Consider the following 16,244-nt stretch of genomic DNA (forward strand, 5'->3'; position numbering starts at 1 on the left):
ATTGCATTAATTAAACTGAGAAAAATCAGGTTTACGCTTTTGCATAAAGGCTTGTACTGCTTCCATCATTTCAGGAGAGCGCACACGTTGCATAAAAATTTCTGCCTCATCATCCACACATTGAATGATTTCAGCCAAGTCTTGTTTCATCAACGCTTTACTTTGTTTGATTGAAGCCAATGGCAACGCAGCTAAATGTTGAGCTGTTTGTTGTGCAGTTGCATAAACATCTTCAACCACGTCGTTCACCAGATTGGCTTTCACCGCAGTTGCTGCATCAAACTTCTTCGCAGTAAATAGCAATTCAGCAGCTTTTTGATAGCCCGCTTGTTTGACTAATAAACGACTTGCAGCACCTTCAGGAGACAGGCCAAGGCTGACAAATGGAATTTGGAACAGGGCGCTTTTATCTGCGAAAACAAGGTCAGCATGTAATAGCAGCGTTACACCAATACCAATTGCTACACCTTTGACCGCAATGATCAATGGCTTAGACAAACGTGCAGCAGCTTTTAACAATACAAATGGAGGTTGATCGCCAGCTTTACCTTCATGTGGCTTTTGGATAAAGCCCATAAAGTCTTTCATGTCATTACCCGCAGTAAAGTCTTGTTCTGCACCACGGAAGATCACCACACGAACGTCTTTATCTGCATCTGCTTCATCCAAAGCTTTTGCGATCCAAAGATAAAGTTCGCCATAGAGTGCATTTTTTGCTTCTGAACGGTTAATGGCTAAGGTGAGTACGCCATCTTCTAAATTTGCTTGCAAATGTTGATGAGGTTGTTGAATACAGCTAAGTGTCATCGTACTATCCTTGCTTTAATCCAGATTGATTTTTAAGTGCCCTCATTATGTCGCATATTTATCTGAATGACACAACTGATGAGTTCACAAAAAGTGAAATTACGCCTATGTACACATTTGACTATCTTGTTTTTATTGGACGTTTTCAGCCTTTTCATTTGGCGCATATGCAAACCATTGAAATTGCGTTACAGCAAAGTCAGAACGTGATATTGGCTCTGGGTTCGGCTCAATCTGAACGGAATATCAAAAATCCTTTTTTAGCCACTGAACGTGAACAGATGATTTTGTCGAACTTTTCTGAACAAGATCAAAAGCGGATTCATTTTGTGCATGTCGTGGATGTCTATAATGATGAAAAATGGGTTAAACAAGTTAAAGATTTAGTCAATGCCGTCATTGAACCCAATGCGAAAGTGGGCTTAATCGGTCATTTCAAGGATGAATCTTCGTATTATTTACGTTTATTCCCTGAGTGGCAGATGGTGGAACTGGATAGTTTGAAAGATTCAATTTCAGCAACGCCAATGCGTGAAGCTTATTATCGGGGGGAGATTCAAGCTGAGTTTTTCCCTGAGGGGACAATACAGTTTCTGAGTGAGTTTCAAAAATCAGCGATCTATGCTGAATTACAGAAAAAATATTTAATGGATGATCGCAGTAATATTGAATAATTTAATTGGCGTTTGTTAACTCGTTGACCAGGAAATCAATCAAAACACGGAGATGAAAAGATTCGTGTTTTTTCGATGGATAAACCAAAGAAAAAGGGCGGGATGCACCAGAAAATTCAGTTAATACTTCAACAAGCGTATGATTTTCGATTTCTTTTTCAACAATAAAACGATAGGTCTGTAATAAACCTGCACCGTGCTTGGCCAGGGTAACTGTGCCTAAGATATCATCCAAACAACGTATTTTTGCAGTCGTTACATATTCTACAATTTGGCGATTTAGATTGAATAGCCAAGGAACATTTTTTCCTGTGCTAGGTAATACAAATTGAATGCATTGATGATGCTGTAAATCCTCAAGGTATTGTGGGGTACCAAATTGCTTTAGATATTCTGGTGATGCAACTACGATCAACTCAGCTTGTTCAAGTTGACGTGCAATCAGATTCGAATCAGCGAATTGCCGGCCACGAATCGCTAAATCATACCCTTCTGCTATAAAGTCCACATTTTTATTGGTGAGTTGTACATCAATTTCAATCTTTGGATATTGTTGTGAGAATTTTGCCAGTAAAGGCAATATTCGATAATGCCCATAAGGTGTGGGAACGCTGAGTCTGATGAGACCTGTTGGTTGCTGATTTTGATTCTTTAATTGTTGTTCTGCTTCAAGAATTTGATTTAATGCTTGTTTGCATTCATCAAAATAGATTTTTCCTTGTGGGGTTAAACGGACTTGGCGTGTCGTTCGGATAAACAATGGAAGGGTTAAATGCTTTTCAAGGCGTGCGATTGAACGACTCACAGCGGCAGGACTAACACCTGCATGTAATGCAGCTTTAGAAAAGCTTTCGTATTCAGCAACTAAACAAAACAGTTCGACGCTGCTAAACATCATTCGTCTAAGTTGCTGTGACATTCATTACACCATGTAAAAAATGATTTGAGTTGTACGCTATTTAAGCACATAAATGTAAATAATAAGATAGCTTCATCCCTTGTGATGGAGTGATTGTATGAAACTATTTTATTCACCAAACGCTTGTTCTTTAGCCCCGCATATTGTTTTAAGAGAGCTTGGAATTCCATTTGAATTGATCAAAGTCGATTTACAGCAGCATTTGACTGTATTAGGCGACGATTTTTATCAGCTTAATTCCAAAGGGCAAGTTCCTTTACTCCAGTTGAATGATGAATCATTTTTATCTGAAGGCAGTGTGATTAGCCAGTTTTTAGTGGATCAGGCTGGGCGAAAAGATCTATTACCAGAAATCAATACACCTCAACGTTATCAGGTACTGGCGTGGATGAATTTTATTGCCTCAGAAATTCATAAGGCATATACGCCTTTTTTTCATGACAGCTATGCTGATCAGCGTAAAGCAGTATTTAGCTCAATATTAAATAAGCATTATAGATGGATAGATCAGCAATTAGCTGAGCAGCATTACTTAACTGGACCGGATTTTACGATTGCGGATATTTATCTGTTTGTGGTGACACGCTGGGCAGCATTCATTGAATTGGATCTAACAGATTGCATACATTTGACCAAATTTATGCAGCGAGTTGCCAATCGTGAGACCGTCAAAAATGCGATTGCAGTCGAAGCCGCTTAGCGTATTGATCTCAATAAAATTATTCTAGAAGAGAAAAATCATGCCTTATATTTTGATTCAAATTACCAAAGAGAATGTTTCAGTACAGCAAAAGCAGCAATTGATTAAGGAGGCGACAGAGCTTGTAGTTCGGGTACTGGATAAGGACCCTGCAACCACATTTGTGGTGATTGATGAGGTGAATACAGATAATTGGGGAGTGGCGGGAGAGACAGTATCAATGCTGCGACGAAAGCAACTCGTCCATAATGATGAGGCGACGGGGTAATTATGGTTAACGATGTAATTTCAGCGATCCATTCGCAACTGCATCAATATTTTGATGCTTTATATTTTTGTGATGTGAACCGTTTGCAACAAGTATTTCACCCTGATGCCATTTATATCAATGCAACGGATCATCCTTTGTTAAAACTGGATATGGCAAGCTATTTTTCTATTGTGGAGAAGCGTATTTCACCCGCTTCTCAAAATGCGCTAAGACAAGATAAAGTGGTTTCCATCAACCTGATTCATGAGCGATTGGCAATTGTGCATGTTGAATGTGCAATTCAGCCAAAATATTTTTATGACGCATTAACATTGATATATGAACATCAACAATGGAAAATTATAAGCAAAGTTTTTCAATATGAAATTCTATAGCTATAAATCCTTTAAGTCTAAACGGAAAGCTGCTTGAGTTTATATTGCTTAAGCATCTTCCCAAAAGATAATTCGATTTGAAAATGGATCGGTGATACTCAGTTCCAATGTTTCCCAGTCGGTTTTCTCTACTTGAGGTTTAGCAAATTTATAGTCTTTTGCATCTAATTCTGCATGCAGCAAACTGAGATTTTCCCAATAAATACGAATGGCGCTATGCGGGCTAGTATCACCAAAATGTTCCGATAAGTGGATAATGCAATCGCCTTTGGAAATCTGTAGATAAATAGGGAAGTTATCCCCAAACGTATGTTGCCAGTCCAATTGGAAGCCGAGATACTCAAGATAAAATGCTTGAGCAAGTTCAATATCAAAAATACGAAAAATCGGGGTAATTAATCCAGATTGCATGGTTCTTCCTCTTAGCGAACACCAAACTGTTGAGTCCAATAACTCTTTTGCTTGGCTGATGCGTCGACTGTACAGGCTAGCGCATAATCTGTAAATTTTGGATGCATTAAATTATGACAATGCACAGGGCTGGCAAGCCATGTAGCCATCACATCATTTAAATTTTTTTGTCCACGTGCTACGTTTTCACCGCCGCCTCGACCTTTAAATTGTGTTTGTTTTAGACGGGTTCTAAAATCTTGCCCTGTGCTACTGACATGTCCAAGCACACTGTACTGCGCCATATCTTCGGCATGCGCCAATGCACTTTGATATAACTGATTGTTCCATCTAAGTGGTGCAACTGCGGGAAAATACTGTCCACCACATTGATGTGGATGTTGCCGAATTTCATTAATTGCATCAAGAAGCACTTGTTGATAGGCCGGGTTTTGTAGGTCTTGGCAGCGTATTTCAATCGGTGGTTTTTGAATTTGTGCGACTAAGGGGGCAGAATCTTGAGAAGTCGTAGGTGCATTGGAGTTACATGCCGCTAGAAAAAATAACAAGGATAGGGGCAAAAAAGCATTGGGCTGAGTCATTTTAAATGTCTTTAATTTAATTCTTTTAATCTATTTATCATACGTCAATCGCAAAGCTGAGGGCAATTTGCTTGAATAAAAAAAGCGAGTCTTTAACTCGCTTTTTTGTTACTTAACATGATTATGCTGATTGTAACGCTTTTAAGTCTTCAAGCACTTGTTCTGCATGTCCAGCAGCCTTGACCTTACGATAGCTTTTGACCAATTTCTGGTTATGGAAAATAAAAGTTGAGCGTTCGATGCCCATTACTTGTTTGCCATACATATTTTTCTCTTTGATCACATCGAAATGTTTACATAACACTTCTTCTTTATCACTGATTAAATCAATCGTGAGTGCTTGTTTCTCTGTGAAGTTCTGATGTGCTTTCACTGAGTCGCGTGAGACACCAATAATTTGACAGTTTAACGCTTCAAATTGGTCTTTTAAGCAAGAAAAGCCAACGGCTTGAGTGGTACAACCAGGGGTTGAATCCTTTGGATAGAAATAAAGTACCAGCCATTCACTACTCAGCTCTGCAAGATTCACTTCACCCTGTGTGGTTGGGAAGGTGTGATTCGGTAATTGAATATTCTCAGACATTGTTCATCCTTCGATAAAATTAATGTTGTTCAAGCTCAAGTGGCAAAAAAGCATATTCCTCATGATAAACAATATCGCCTTGGCGTACAGGAATAGCTTTGTTAAAAATTGGCCCATCAATCACGGTGGTGTGGAATTCACCGCCTTCACCACATGGATCAATGCCACGATTTTCTAATTCTTGGATGTATTCCAGCGTGAGCGTTTTGCCTAAATCTTCGACTTTCATGCCGAGTTTAAGATTAACCGTTACGAGAATACTGCGAAAACCCAGATTGATAAATTCTTCAACCACTTCTTTATGTGGGCGTAACCACAGCGGCATACCCAATTGCAACCCTACTTGTTGGGTAACACGATCATGCCAACAGCCATGTTGAGGCATATCTAGATCACCGGTTACCAATACTTCGGCACCGTGTTGTTTGGCTTGATCGAGTAGGGCAATAAATTTACTTTCATAATCCGCCCAACTGGAAGATGCCATATACACTGGCAAACCAATGGCCTCTGCTTGTGCGCGAATAATATCCAGTGGCATTGCATGTGAACGAGAGCGTTGCCCTTGTTCTTCTAACATCATAATTAACCCGATCACTGTGCCTGTTTGCATGGCGTGATATAGGGCGAGGGAACTGTCTTTGCCACCACTAAAAGAGACGATAGACTGCCTTTGATCAGCATTGGTTTTCCATTGGTCTTGCATGGTGTTGTTCAACTTATTCACGATAGGAGGGATTTTAACAAAGCCTAATAAAAAAGCCCGCATAAATGCAGGCTTTGTTCTGAGCAAGACAAGCTTATTTTTTCGGCGCTTGTTGCTGCTGTTGCTGGGCAGCTTTCATTGCTTCTTCAGTGAGCTTTTCTAACTTGCTCACAAGCGGTGCACCTAAGCAAGCTTGTAAATCTTTATTTTGCTGTTGTACAAAACCTAAAGTACTTGGGCTTTTCTTCGCATTGATTGCGCTTTGGATTTCCCATTTTTGTGCTTCAGTTACTTTACCTTGCGCGTCAATTTGACAACCACAGAATTTAGTTACTTCTGCTGCTGTTAATTTGCCGCCTTTCGCAGTTTGGTCTTTACATACATTGACCAACGCTGCTTTTACATTGGTACTTTTATACGCAGTTTGTAATGGATTATCAGCTGCGTGAGTTGCCGTTGCAAATAATGCTGCAGCTGACATCATTGTAGAAAGAATAAGATTTGATTTAGAAAACTTCATATAATGTACCTAATTTTTACCCTATATCGGTTATTCAGCGTAACGCGTTGGATCCGCAATACCTGCTTCGATAAAACCTTGTTGACGTAAACGACAGCTGTCGCATTTGCCACATGCACGTCCTTGAGCATCTGCCTGATAGCAGGATACCGTTTGACTATAGTCTACGCCATGTTCGATGCCTAAGCGTATAATATTCGCTTTGGATAAATGTAACAAAGGTGTTTCAATTTTAAGGGGTTTTCCTTCCACACCAGCTTTTGTCGCCAGACGAGCCAAATTGGCAAAAGCATCAATAAATTCAGGACGACAGTCTGGATACCCTGAATAATCAACAGCATTGATCCCAATGACGATGGCAGCAGCGTCAAAAACCTCGGCTGCAGCAAGTGCATAAGATAAGAAAATAGTGTTACGTGCTGGAACATAAGTTACAGGAATGCCTTCTTGTAATTGTTCTGGGACTTCAATGTTATGATCTGTAAGCGCAGAGCCACCTAAATTACCCAAATCAATATTAATGACACGGTGTTCTACGCCTGCACGTTGTGCAAGTGCTTTTGCTGCATCAAGTTCAGTCGTCGAACGTTGACCATACATAAAGCTTAGGGCGATACATTCATAATTTGCCTGTGCCCAAGCAAGACACGTTGTTGAGTCTAAGCCGCCAGACAATAATACGATGGCACGAGAACGCATATTATTTTCCATGATTCAACCTAAAAATAAATTTGAGAAAAGCCGATCTATTTTGCAGAACGGATATGGTGAGTATTTTAACGACCAGATTCATCATTCCATAACAGCTTATGCAACTGTAATTGGAAACGAACAGGGAGATGGTCTTCTAAAATCCATTGGGCTAAGTCACGCGCCAAAGCAGGCAGGGCAACAGCACCTTTTTCAACTGCAAAAGCAGGCGAGAACCATACTGTACTCACTTTATCTTGCAACTGGAATTGTTCAAGTTGTTGTTTCGACCACTCATAGTCCGCACGATTACAGATCACAAATTTAATCTGATCATGTGGCGTTAAATAGTCAAGATTGCTGTATAGGTTCCGATGATCTTCTTTAGAGGTCGGTGTTTTTAAATCCAGTACTTTGGAAACACGTGGATCAACTTTAGACACATCTAAGGCACCACTGGTTTCTAGAGATACTTCAAAACCGAGGTCACATAGGCGCTGTAATAAAATCAGGCAATTCGGCTGAGCAAGTGGCTCGCCTCCTGTGACGCAAATATAGGGTGTTTTATGTTGGCTTGCAGTTTCGATAATCTGTTCAAGCGATAAACGCTCACCACCTTCAAAGGAGTAGGTCGTATCACAATAACTACAGCGTAAAGGGCAACCTGTTAAACGAATAAAAACGGTCGGTAGACCAAAGGTATTCGCTTCGCCTTGCAAAGAGTAAAAGATCTCCGTGATGCGTAAACCCGCCGCAGGATCGGAGACAGGAATTGCAGAAGAACGTAAGGAAGCCATAAACAGTTACCACAAACAGTTGCTACACAAGCAGCATGCTACATAAAAAACAAAATCTCTACGACCATGACTGATCGTAGAGATGGGGAACGATCAAGTTCCGCAATAAATATTACAAATTAGTCTTCGCGTAATAAATCGTTCAAGCTGGTTTTAGCGCGAGTTTTCGCATCTACTTTTTTCACGATGATTGCAGCGTAAAGGCTGTAAGTACCGCATTTAGATGGAAGGCTTCCCGCAACAACCACAGAACCTGCTGGTACGCGGCCATAATGAACTTCACCAGTCTCACGATCGAAGATCTTGGTTGATTGACCAATGAAAACGCCCATTGAGATGACAGAACCTTCTTCAACAATCACGCCTTCAACGATTTCAGAACGTGCACCGATGAAGCAGTTGTCTTCAATAATGGTTGGGTTTGCTTGTAATGGTTCTAAAACACCACCGATACCAACGCCACCAGATAAGTGAACATTTTTACCGATTTGCGCACATGAACCTACAGTAGCCCATGTATCAACCATCGTACCTTCATCTACATAAGCACCGATGTTGACATATGAAGGCATCAAAATCACATTTTTCGCTTGGAAACTACCACGGCGAGCAACAGCAGGCGGTACAACACGTACACCCGCAGCTTTGAACTGTTCTTCAGTCCAACCTGCGTATTTAGTATCTACTTTGTCATAGAAACGAAGATCACAAGCTTCAATTGGCTTGTTGTCATTGAGTTTGAATGACAGTAAAACTGCTTTTTTTAACCATTGGTGAACAACCCACTCACCATCGATTTTTTCCGCTACACGAAGTGTACCGTTGTCTAAAGCAGTCAATGCTTCTTCTACAGCTTGACGGATTTCTGTTGGGCAGTCCGTTGCGCTATAGTTGGCACGGTCTTCAAATGCTTGCTCAATGATTGTAGAAAGCTGAGACATGATCTTCGTTCTTCCAAAAAAATTTTGAAGATTTTACACTAATTTTGTAGGGTCTGTTGCCATTTTATAAATAGGTTGCGTTATAAGCTAAAATTTTATCAGACGAGGCATGAAACGCAGGGAATGGCTATTCCCTTGCCAAGTTTCATAACGAAGTATGAGGAAATTTTAGCTATAACCCTTTGGGACAAGAAGTTTTTTTGTCGCTACATCGTTATGTCTTGTTCATTTAGAAAGCCTAAACTTCACAAGCCATGCCTTGTATCGCCTAAAAAATCTTGCGCCGTATACGGCTCATGTCGCAACCATAGATAAAGTGGCAGCAGACCCTCAGAATCTTTGAAAAAAGTAGTTACAATATATTGTTTTAAATTTAAGCAACAAAACTGTAATAAAAATGGAGACCATTGTTTTTTATCTATAATTTAGAAATACATAATTCATTCGAATTTGTATCAAAAAATAACAAAAAGTAATCAGTTTCTGTATAAAAAGTTAGCGATCATTCTTTTATGCTTATTCCACAAGCAACAATTATATATTTATTTAAATAAAAGCGTTTTGTGAGGAGACTTCAATGAAAGCTTTGCGTGTTATGTTAGCAGCAGGTGCATTAACAGCGATTGCAGGTACTGCATTTGCAGCGGATAAACAAGTGGTGAAGGAATCAGTTTATGCATTCCCTTCATACTTAGATCCAGTTTCTGTTCGTGCTGAGGTAGGTACTACAGGCTACGGTGGTGCAATTTCATATAAAGTCAACCCATACGTGAGCTTAAGCCTTGGTTATAATGGTGGCGATATTTCTTGGTCAGACAGTTTGAAAATTGATGGCACGAAATATGATATGGACATGGACAATAAAACAGCATATTTAAATGCTGAAATTTATCCATGGGGTACTAACCAAAATGCATTTGCTCGTGCACTTTATGTAGCGGCAGGTGTTGGTTATCTTGATAATAGTTATGATTTGAAAAAATCTGTTTCTAATACAAACGATACAATCAAAATTGATGGTTCAAACTACTACGCTCCTGGCGGAAAGGGTTCGGTTAAAGGCCATTTAAATTATGATAACCAAATTGCTCCATACGTAGGCTTAGGTTTAAATAGTCCTGTTTATAAAAACTTTGGTGTATTTGGTGAAGTCGGTGCGTACTATACTGGTAATCCTGAAGTTGATTTAAAGTCTGAAGGTTTAATTAAAGTAGGTGGTACCGAGTCAGGTCAAGCTGCGGCTGATCGTGATGCTGATAAAATCGCGAATAAGAGCAGATATGAGTGGATGCCAGTTGCAAAAGTGGGTGTGAGCTTCAAGTTCTAATCCATGCATTCAGCATAAAAAAACGAGCTCAATGCTCGTTTTTTTATGCGTTTTAATAAGCAAAACAAAAGGCTCATATGAGCCTTTTGTTTTTTTGGATAATTTATTCTTCTGGATAAGCTACTTTTTTCAGTGCTTTAATATCTGTTTCTGGTGAGCAGAGCGAAATAAATTCATAACCATAGCCACGGAGCAGATGTCCTTTTCGTACCGCAATCCAAGTGGTATTAACACCAAATATATCTGTTTTAATTTGTTGTAAACGATAATCACGCTCCGCATCATAAGCGACATCGTTGACAATCCCGACCCCCATATTCAGTTCGACATAGGTTTTGATGACATCGGCATCGAGGGCTGACATTACAATGTCGGCATGCAATTGTGCATCTTCAAAGGCTTTGTCAATTTTAGAACGGCCTGTAAAACCGCCATGATAGGTAATCAACGGATATTCGGCTAAGACGTCCAAGCTGATTTTATCTAGTTTCGCTAGAGGGTGGTCTTTTGGGGTGATGATACTATGGTGCCATTCATAATAAGGTACGCTGGCCAAATTATCTTCTGTTGTTAATGATTCGGTTGCAATACCAATATCTGCTTCACCTTGTAGCAGCATTTCTGCAATTTCAACTGGGCTGGCCTGTTGTAAAACCAAATGGACTTTTGGAAATAATTTTTTAAACTGATTCACAATCGGTGGCAGCACATAACGTGCCTGAGTATGCGTGGTTGCAATGGTCAGTGTGCCTTCATCCACTTTATTAAAATCATCGGCTAGACGTTTAATATTGTCAGCATCGACCAACATGCGCTCTACAATGCTTAATAAGGATTGTCCTGGTTCGGTGAGGCCTAATAAGCGTTTACCTTTACGTACAAAAAGTTGTACACCTAATTCATCTTCTAAATCTTTAATGTGTTTACTGACACCAGATTGGGAGGTATAAAGTGCCGCAGATGCTTCAGTTAAATTAAAGTTTTGGCGAACAGTTTCTCGAATAATTCTGAGTTGTTGGAAGTTCATAAAAGTTTTTCCTCATAAGAGGATGGGGCGTGTTTTACCCCATCAATATTATTTTAAGCAACTTGCGTTGTTTGATCTGCGAATAAATGAAGTTGAGCTGCACTGATCCAAACGGTTTGATTTGGTTTGAATTGATGTAAGTTCGCTTCTTCTACACTTAATAAAATTTCGATAGTACGTCCACTACGATCTTGTAATTCCGCCACAACTCTACCTGCAATCCACACTTCACGTAAGAACGTTGCCTCAAGGGTATTGGCTTGAGGTTGGGTATGAATATGTAATTCATTTGGTCGTGCAAATGCAATGACTTTCCCTTGTGGCGCATCTAATAGAGTCGGTAGCTGAATACGGTCATCGCCGATACGGATAATACCGCCAGTATGCTCACCTTCAAAACGATTTGCTTGACCAAGGAAATCAAAAACAAATGGGGTAGCAGGTTTTTCATACACTTCACGTGGTGAACCAATCTGTTCAACGTCACCTTTGTTCATCACGATGATCTGGTCAGCCACTTCTAAAGCTTCTTCTTGATCGTGAGTCACGAAGATCGAAGTAATATGCAGCTCATCATGTAAGGTACGTAACCAACGGCGTAATTCTTTACGTACTTTGGCATCAAGTGCACCAAATGGTTCATCAAGTAACAAAACACGTGGTTCAACTGCTAGTGCACGGGCTAAAGCAATACGTTGGCGTTGACCACCAGAAAGCTGAGCAGGGTAACGATCTGCCAAGAAACCAAGTTGCACCAGATCAAGTAAGCGTGTCACACGTTTTTTGATGTCAGCTTCCGAAGGGCGTGTTGCACGTGGGCGAACGCGTAAACCAAAGGCAATATTGTCAAAAACAGTCATGTGGCGGAATAGGGCATAATGTTGGAAAACAAAACCAACCTGACGTTCACGCACGTGGATGTCTGTTGCATCTTCACCTTCAAGTAAAACCTGACCACCATCTGCAGATTCCAATCCTGCAATGATGCGTAATAATGTTGTTTTACCGCAGCCTGAAGGACCAAGTAGGGCAACCAATTCACCTTCAGGAAAATCTAAAGAGATATTTTTTAGCGCATGGAATGCACCAAAGTGTTTTTCAATATTTTTAACTTGAATACTCATGTGTTTATTCCTTAGTGATTGGGCTGATGTTTATTTGCTTGTTCTTGGCGGACTTCGAGCCACGTTTTCAAGATCAAAGTGAGAATCGCTAAAAATGCCAGTAACGATGACACAGCAAATGCAGCACTAAAGGTATATTCGTTATAAAGAATCTCGACGTGTAGCGGTAAGGTATTGGTTTGACCACGAATATGACCAGAAACCACGGATACTGCACCAAACTCACCCATTGCGCGGGCATTACACAAAATCACGCCGTAAATCAGACCCCATTTGATATTGGGTAAAGTGACTCTCCAGAAGGTTTGCCAGCCTGAAGCACCAAGTACAATTGCGGCTTCTTCTTCCTCTGTGCCTTGTGCTTCCATTAATGGAATGACTTCACGGGCTACAAACGGAACAGTAATGAAAATGGTGGCGAGTACAATCGCAGGTACGGCATAAAGAATTTTGATATCGTTATCCATTAACCAGCCACCCATCCAGCCTTGCGCGCCAAAAATCAAGACTAACATCAAGCCTGCAATCACAGGAGAGACCGAAAATGGTATATCTATAATCGTGGTAAGAATGGCTTTACCGCGGAAATGGAATTTCGCAACGGCCCATGCTGCTGCGACACCAAACACCACATTAATGGGTACAGCAATCGCGGCTGTAAGTAAGGTTAACTTTACTGCAGATAATGTGTCCGAATCGGTTAAGGCGTTAATATAAACATTCAGACCTTGCTTAAATGCCTCAACAAATACCAAGATCAGGGGAAGTAGTAGGCAACTTAAAAAAAAGATTAAGGCAACACCAATCAAGGTATAGCGAACCCAAGTTGGTTCTCGGGTTGCATCTCGGGTTTGTAATTTGATTGCTAAAGCGTTGCTATTGGTATTTAAGCTCATTGTGCAACTCTCCCTGTGCGACGGCTAGCCCATGCTTGCACCAAGTTAATTAAAAATAAGATGCCGAAAGAGAGGATGAGCATAACCACAGCAATGGTCGTTGCACCTGCGTAATCGTATTCCTCTAAGCGAGAGATGATCATCAATGGTGCAATTTCTGTTTTATATGGTTGGTTGCCTGCAATGAAAATAACAGAGCCATATTCACCAACGCCACGTGCAAATGCTAAGGCAAAACCTGTTAGCAAAGCGGGGAATAAAATCGGCAAAATGATTTTGGTAATGGTCTGCCAGCGATTGGCACCTAGTGCTGAAGCTGCCTCTTCCAATTCGGTTTCAATATCACTGAGTACAGGTTGTACGGTACGAACCACGAAGGGTAGACCAATAAAGATTAAAGCAAGTGTGATCCCAATCGGGGTATAAGCCACTTCAATCCCGAGTGGAGAAAGGTATTGTCCAATCCAGCCTGTTGGGGCATATAAAGAGGTTAAGGCAATACCTGCAACAGCAGTCGGTAGGGCAAACGGCAAGTCCACCAAAGCATCGACAATGCGTTTGCCTGGGAAGTTATAACGCACAAGACACCAAGCCAATAACAAACCAAAAATAACGTTAACCAAAGCGGCAATCAGTGCGGCACTAAAGCTAAGCTGTAAGGATTTTAAAATTCGTTCTGAGGTTAAGATTTCCCATAAGCCATCCCATCCAATCCCTAAAGATTTGATAAAGACAGCAGATAAAGGAATAAGCACAATCAAAGACACGTAAGCGAGGGTGAAGCCTAATGAGAGACCAAACCCAGGCAGCACTCGGGAACGCTGCGACATGATATTTCCTCAAAGAGAAATGTTTGCTAAAACAAGCAAATAAATAATGCGAATACTAAAATTACGGAAAGCTGGGGTTAGGCAAATTTCAAATTAAAATTTGCCTGACTCATTCGGACGATAGGCTGCATCTTTTTTTCAGGTAGCAGGTAGTTCAGGATCTCAGGGAAAGGACCAAATCCAGAAGCAACATTGATATGACCAACTGGACCTAAATTGATTGGTGTTAATTTCCATGCTTGAGCAAGTTGTAGTGCATCGACATAACCCAACCACGGATCATTTTCACTGATCAATAACGTGGTCGGCACGTCAATTTTCAGTTGCTGAAAATACTGTTTATAGTCAGTCAAGCTATGACGAGCGAAGCCTGCTTCACCAAAACGTGCTGGATTCGCGGGTGCAACCAAAATCAGATTTTTAACTTTTGCTCTGAGTTCTGGGTGTTCAGCCAGCGCAGCAACACTGGTTAAGCAGCCAAAGCTATGTGCAACGATTTGAACAGGCGCTGGAGCTGCAACAACAGTTTTAACAAATTGAGCAACCCATTCGCTTAACACAGGACGATCCCAATGTTTCTGTTGAACGCGAGAGCTAGACACGAGTTGCTGTTGTAACCAAGACTGCCAATGCTGCGCTTCGCTACCACCTACACCTGGAACAATTACGGTATGAATCATGTCTATTCTCCTTAACCCCTTAGAATCCCTCCCAACCTCCCTTTAAGAAAGGGAGGAGTAACACGAATTTAGTAACTAAACTAAAATCTGTGTAATTCCCCTCTTTCAAAAGAGGTGAGCTGCGTTTATTGCAGCGCAAGGGAGATTTTTATTTGCCTGTGCTGTTGATCTTGACGATTTGGTCAAAGATACCGCCGTTATCAAAGTGTGTTTTTTGTACTTTGGTCCAGCCACCAAATTCTTGATCAATCGTTACCAATTTAAGTGGTTTAAACACGTTGCTGTATTTCTTTAATACCGCGGCATTACGTGGACGGTAGAAGTTACGTGCAGCAATCTCTTGTCCTGCTGGTGAATACAGGTAGTTCAAGTAACCACGAGCGATTTGCAAGTTGCCTTTTTTCTCAGCATTCTTTTCTACAACAGCCACTGGTGGTTCAGCGAGAATCGATAGAGAAGGGGTAACGATTTCGAATTTGCCCGGTTGTTCACGGACTGCAAGGTAGGCTTCATTTTCCCAAGCCAGCAATACATCACCGATACCGCGTTCAGCAAATGTTGTGGTTGCACCACGTGCACCTGAATCTAGTACTTTGGTTTGTTTATAAATTTGACGAACAAATTCTTGAGCTTTAGCGTCGTTACCACCTTTTTGATGTTTCGCCCAAGCCCAGGCACCTAAGTAGTTCCAACGTGCACCACCCGATGTTTTTGGATTTGGTGTAATAATTTCTACACCTGGCTTAACCAGATCACCCCAATCTTTGATTTGTTTTGGATTGCCTTTACGAACAAGGAATACAATTGTTGAGGTATATGGCGTAGAGTTGTTCGGTAATTTCTTTTGCCAGTCTGCTGGAAGAAGTTTTGCATTTTCAGCGATTTCATCGATATCTGCTGCAAGTGCAAGTGTGACTACATCGGCATTTAAGCCATCAATCACGGCACGGGCTTGTTTACCTGAACCGCCGTGTGATTGTTTAAAGTCGATGTCCTGACCTGTACGCTGTTTCCAGAACGTACCGAATTGTTTATTGAAATCTGTATACAGCTCACGCGTTGGGTCATAAGAAACGTTTAAGAATTCTTGTGCCGCGAATGAAGAAACTGAGAGTAATGCGGCAATGACGCCGACTTTAACTTGAGAAAAACGCATGGAAAACCCCTTAAAATCTAAATCACTGTTTGGAATATGTACGCAGCATAACGCCAGTTTTTTTGCAAAAAAAATAATTAAAATCGAATTTGTTATGAAAAAAATAGAAATAGATAAAACAGATAAGCTTTGCTGAATTATTGATATATAAGTGATTTTTAATTTTAGATTTTAATTGTTATACTTATTTAAAATCAATAGCTTATTGGTTTTGGTGATGCTGGCTTATA

21 protein-coding genes are annotated in these 16,244 nt (G+C 40.7%); 5 read left to right on the top strand and 16 right to left on the bottom strand.

Going from position 1 to position 16,244, the window contains the following annotated elements:
* Nucleotides 1–6: 6 nt before the first annotated feature.
* Nucleotides 7–807: an enoyl-CoA hydratase-related protein gene (locus tag MN869_RS09890; protein WP_033133626.1), complete on the bottom strand. Its 801-nt coding sequence runs from the start codon at nt 805–807 to the stop codon at nt 7–9.
* Nucleotides 808–914: 107 nt separating this feature from the next.
* Between MN869_RS09890 and MN869_RS09895 the strand changes: the two genes are divergently transcribed.
* On the top strand, nt 915–1,481 hold the full coding sequence (locus tag MN869_RS09895; RefSeq protein ID WP_162180585.1) for a nicotinate-nicotinamide nucleotide adenylyltransferase: 567 nt from the start codon (nt 915–917) through the stop codon (nt 1,479–1,481).
* Between the two features lies 1 nt (nt 1,482).
* Here MN869_RS09895 and MN869_RS09900 read toward each other — a convergent pair whose 3' ends face one another.
* On the bottom strand, nt 1,483–2,400 hold the full coding sequence (locus MN869_RS09900) for a LysR family transcriptional regulator (RefSeq protein ID WP_033133628.1): 918 nt from the start codon (nt 2,398–2,400) through the stop codon (nt 1,483–1,485).
* A gap of 97 nt (nt 2,401–2,497) precedes the next feature.
* Here MN869_RS09900 and gstA point away from each other — a divergent pair, with 97 nt between their 5' ends.
* Genes gstA through MN869_RS09915 form a run of 3 tightly spaced genes read left to right on the top strand, consistent with a single transcriptional unit; the run spans nt 2,498 to nt 3,745 of the window.
* Entirely contained in the window at nt 2,498–3,100 is a 603-nt protein-coding gene (gene gstA / locus MN869_RS09905) for a glutathione transferase GstA (RefSeq protein WP_005204870.1), read from the top strand.
* Between the two features lie 40 nt (nt 3,101–3,140).
* Nucleotides 3,141–3,368 carry a 4-oxalocrotonate tautomerase family protein gene (locus MN869_RS09910; RefSeq protein ID WP_005204869.1) on the top strand — a complete coding sequence of 76 codons (228 nt, stop codon included), beginning with the start codon at nt 3,141–3,143 and terminating at the stop codon, nt 3,366–3,368.
* Nucleotides 3,369–3,370: 2 nt separating this feature from the next.
* Nucleotides 3,371–3,745, top strand: a complete 375-nt coding sequence (locus MN869_RS09915; protein WP_033133629.1) for a nuclear transport factor 2 family protein — start codon at nt 3,371–3,373, stop codon at nt 3,743–3,745.
* A 48-nt stretch (nt 3,746–3,793) separates the two neighbouring features.
* Here the strand turns inward: MN869_RS09915 and MN869_RS09920 are convergent, their stop codons facing one another.
* From MN869_RS09920 to dapD, 8 genes are all read right to left on the bottom strand, one after another.
* Nucleotides 3,794–4,156, bottom strand: a complete 363-nt coding sequence (locus MN869_RS09920) for a glyoxalase/bleomycin resistance/extradiol dioxygenase family protein (RefSeq protein WP_033133630.1) — start codon at nt 4,154–4,156, stop codon at nt 3,794–3,796.
* Nucleotides 4,157–4,167: 11 nt separating this feature from the next.
* Entirely contained in the window at nt 4,168–4,737 is a 570-nt protein-coding gene (locus MN869_RS09925) for a CAP domain-containing protein (RefSeq protein WP_033133631.1), read from the bottom strand.
* A 121-nt stretch (nt 4,738–4,858) separates the two neighbouring features.
* Nucleotides 4,859–5,320 (bottom strand): peroxiredoxin, encoded by a 462-nt coding sequence (locus tag MN869_RS09930; RefSeq protein WP_033133632.1) that lies wholly within the window; start codon nt 5,318–5,320, stop codon nt 4,859–4,861.
* Between the two features lie 19 nt (nt 5,321–5,339).
* Nucleotides 5,340–6,026, bottom strand: a complete 687-nt coding sequence (locus MN869_RS09935; protein ID WP_033133681.1) for a diphthine--ammonia ligase — start codon at nt 6,024–6,026, stop codon at nt 5,340–5,342.
* A 94-nt stretch (nt 6,027–6,120) separates the two neighbouring features.
* Nucleotides 6,121–6,546: a hypothetical protein gene (locus MN869_RS09940; RefSeq protein ID WP_004805717.1), complete on the bottom strand. Its 426-nt coding sequence runs from the start codon at nt 6,544–6,546 to the stop codon at nt 6,121–6,123.
* Nucleotides 6,547–6,576: 30 nt separating this feature from the next.
* The gene (gene queC / locus MN869_RS09945; RefSeq protein ID WP_201772399.1) at nt 6,577–7,245 is read right to left on the bottom strand and encodes a 7-cyano-7-deazaguanine synthase QueC; all 669 of its coding nucleotides are present in this window, start codon (nt 7,243–7,245) and stop codon (nt 6,577–6,579) included.
* Nucleotides 7,246–7,322: 77 nt separating this feature from the next.
* Nucleotides 7,323–8,033, bottom strand: a complete 711-nt coding sequence (gene queE, locus MN869_RS09950; RefSeq protein ID WP_005204859.1) for a 7-carboxy-7-deazaguanine synthase QueE — start codon at nt 8,031–8,033, stop codon at nt 7,323–7,325.
* 119 nt (nt 8,034–8,152) lie between these two features.
* Nucleotides 8,153–8,974: a 2,3,4,5-tetrahydropyridine-2,6-dicarboxylate N-succinyltransferase gene (dapD, locus tag MN869_RS09955; RefSeq protein WP_005204857.1), complete on the bottom strand. Its 822-nt coding sequence runs from the start codon at nt 8,972–8,974 to the stop codon at nt 8,153–8,155.
* Nucleotides 8,975–9,551: 577 nt separating this feature from the next.
* On the opposite strand from dapD, the gene carO reads away from it, so the two are divergent.
* Nucleotides 9,552–10,301 carry an ornithine uptake porin CarO gene (carO, locus tag MN869_RS09960; protein WP_033133633.1) on the top strand — a complete coding sequence of 250 codons (750 nt, stop codon included), beginning with the start codon at nt 9,552–9,554 and terminating at the stop codon, nt 10,299–10,301.
* Nucleotides 10,302–10,404: 103 nt separating this feature from the next.
* Here carO and MN869_RS09965 read toward each other — a convergent pair whose 3' ends face one another.
* From MN869_RS09965 to MN869_RS09990, 6 genes are all read right to left on the bottom strand, one after another.
* On the bottom strand, nt 10,405–11,328 hold the full coding sequence (locus MN869_RS09965; protein ID WP_005189937.1) for a CysB family HTH-type transcriptional regulator: 924 nt from the start codon (nt 11,326–11,328) through the stop codon (nt 10,405–10,407).
* Nucleotides 11,329–11,381: 53 nt separating this feature from the next.
* Nucleotides 11,382–12,452 (bottom strand): TOBE-like domain-containing protein, encoded by a 1,071-nt coding sequence (locus MN869_RS09970; RefSeq protein WP_005204853.1) that lies wholly within the window; start codon nt 12,450–12,452, stop codon nt 11,382–11,384.
* An 11-nt stretch (nt 12,453–12,463) separates the two neighbouring features.
* Nucleotides 12,464–13,348 carry a sulfate ABC transporter permease subunit CysW gene (gene cysW / locus MN869_RS09975; protein WP_243307374.1) on the bottom strand — a complete coding sequence of 295 codons (885 nt, stop codon included), beginning with the start codon at nt 13,346–13,348 and terminating at the stop codon, nt 12,464–12,466.
* A complete protein-coding gene (gene cysT / locus MN869_RS09980; protein ID WP_005189928.1) occupies nt 13,345–14,178 on the bottom strand; it encodes a sulfate ABC transporter permease subunit CysT in 834 nt (277 codons plus the stop codon). Before cysT ends, cysW begins: the two co-directional genes overlap by 4 nt.
* 77 nt (nt 14,179–14,255) lie before the next feature.
* The gene (locus MN869_RS09985; RefSeq protein WP_033133635.1) at nt 14,256–14,858 is read right to left on the bottom strand and encodes an alpha/beta hydrolase; all 603 of its coding nucleotides are present in this window, start codon (nt 14,856–14,858) and stop codon (nt 14,256–14,258) included.
* A 148-nt stretch (nt 14,859–15,006) separates the two neighbouring features.
* The gene (locus MN869_RS09990; protein WP_004654537.1) at nt 15,007–16,014 is read right to left on the bottom strand and encodes a sulfate ABC transporter substrate-binding protein; all 1,008 of its coding nucleotides are present in this window, start codon (nt 16,012–16,014) and stop codon (nt 15,007–15,009) included.
* Nucleotides 16,015–16,244: the final 230 nt, after the last annotated feature.

Source organism: Acinetobacter sp. NIPH1876 (assembly GCF_022808535.1).
GTDB lineage: Bacteria > Pseudomonadota > Gammaproteobacteria > Pseudomonadales > Moraxellaceae > Acinetobacter > Acinetobacter higginsii.

Bases quoted from the DNA above. Each gene is read 5' to 3' on its own strand.
- gstA (WP_005204870.1), top strand. From the start codon at position 2,498: ATGAAACTATTTTATTCACCAAACGCTTGTTCTTTAGCCCCGCATATT.
- carO (WP_033133633.1), top strand. From the start codon at position 9,552: ATGAAAGCTTTGCGTGTTATGTTAGCAGCAGGTGCATTAACAGCGATT.
- MN869_RS09940 (WP_004805717.1), bottom strand. From the start codon at position 6,546: ATGAAGTTTTCTAAATCAAATCTTATTCTTTCTACAATGATGTCAGCT.
- queE (WP_005204859.1), bottom strand. From the start codon at position 8,033: ATGGCTTCCTTACGTTCTTCTGCAATTCCTGTCTCCGATCCTGCGGCG.
- cysW (WP_243307374.1), bottom strand. From the start codon at position 13,348: ATGAGCTTAAATACCAATAGCAACGCTTTAGCAATCAAATTACAAACC.
- cysT (WP_005189928.1), bottom strand. From the start codon at position 14,178: ATGTCGCAGCGTTCCCGAGTGCTGCCTGGGTTTGGTCTCTCATTAGGC.
- MN869_RS09895 (WP_162180585.1), top strand. From the start codon at position 915: ATGTACACATTTGACTATCTTGTTTTTATTGGACGTTTTCAGCCTTTT.
- MN869_RS09920 (WP_033133630.1), bottom strand. From the start codon at position 4,156: ATGCAATCTGGATTAATTACCCCGATTTTTCGTATTTTTGATATTGAA.
- MN869_RS09925 (WP_033133631.1), bottom strand. From the start codon at position 4,737: ATGACTCAGCCCAATGCTTTTTTGCCCCTATCCTTGTTATTTTTTCTA.
- queC (WP_201772399.1), bottom strand. From the start codon at position 7,245: ATGCGTTCTCGTGCCATCGTATTATTGTCTGGCGGCTTAGACTCAACA.
- MN869_RS09910 (WP_005204869.1), top strand. From the start codon at position 3,141: ATGCCTTATATTTTGATTCAAATTACCAAAGAGAATGTTTCAGTACAG.
- MN869_RS09900 (WP_033133628.1), bottom strand. From the start codon at position 2,400: ATGTCACAGCAACTTAGACGAATGATGTTTAGCAGCGTCGAACTGTTT.
- MN869_RS09970 (WP_005204853.1), bottom strand. From the start codon at position 12,452: ATGAGTATTCAAGTTAAAAATATTGAAAAACACTTTGGTGCATTCCAT.
- MN869_RS09935 (WP_033133681.1), bottom strand. From the start codon at position 6,026: ATGCAAGACCAATGGAAAACCAATGCTGATCAAAGGCAGTCTATCGTC.
- MN869_RS09890 (WP_033133626.1), bottom strand. From the start codon at position 807: ATGACACTTAGCTGTATTCAACAACCTCATCAACATTTGCAAGCAAAT.
- MN869_RS09990 (WP_004654537.1), bottom strand. From the start codon at position 16,014: ATGCGTTTTTCTCAAGTTAAAGTCGGCGTCATTGCCGCATTACTCTCA.
- MN869_RS09965 (WP_005189937.1), bottom strand. From the start codon at position 11,328: ATGAACTTCCAACAACTCAGAATTATTCGAGAAACTGTTCGCCAAAAC.
- MN869_RS09915 (WP_033133629.1), top strand. From the start codon at position 3,371: ATGGTTAACGATGTAATTTCAGCGATCCATTCGCAACTGCATCAATAT.
- MN869_RS09930 (WP_033133632.1), bottom strand. From the start codon at position 5,320: ATGTCTGAGAATATTCAATTACCGAATCACACCTTCCCAACCACACAG.
- MN869_RS09985 (WP_033133635.1), bottom strand. From the start codon at position 14,858: ATGATTCATACCGTAATTGTTCCAGGTGTAGGTGGTAGCGAAGCGCAG.
- dapD (WP_005204857.1), bottom strand. From the start codon at position 8,974: ATGTCTCAGCTTTCTACAATCATTGAGCAAGCATTTGAAGACCGTGCC.